Annotated in this window: 1 protein-coding gene; it reads right to left on the bottom strand. The window is 43.6% G+C overall.

Annotated features, from left to right (window positions below):
- On the bottom strand, positions 1–215 hold a 215-nt coding region (locus tag AAEZ18_RS18690), incomplete at its 3' end, for a TorF family putative porin (RefSeq protein WP_352255888.1).
- Positions 216–280 lie beyond the last annotated feature (65 nt).

Genomic DNA, 280 nt, shown 5'->3' with positions numbered 1-280 from the left:
GCCCAAGTACCTGCATAAAAGCCCGATTCATTGGCGTAATCAATACCGCCTGAAATAGCTGCATCGCCCCCAGTTTGCTCTTGACCACGCCAGAAGTAGTTTGATGTTGCCGCTGCATTAGCAGTTACTTCAGCATGTACGGCTGTTGACGTTAAAGATGTTGCGCCCATTAATGCTATAGCACTTATAGCGATGGTTTTTTTTAGTTTTAGCATGTCCATTTCCCGTTATATGATTTTTGCTCGCCAAGGTTTTTATTATGTAATCGGAACCTTTAGGC

Origin of the sequence: Pseudoalteromonas sp. 19-MNA-CIBAN-0066, from assembly GCF_040308705.1 — a bacterium.
Taxonomy (GTDB): domain Bacteria; phylum Pseudomonadota; class Gammaproteobacteria; order Enterobacterales; family Alteromonadaceae; genus Pseudoalteromonas; species Pseudoalteromonas nigrifaciens.
Note: the sequence above shows the minus strand (reverse complement) of the source record. Positions and strands in the feature narration are given on the sequence as shown.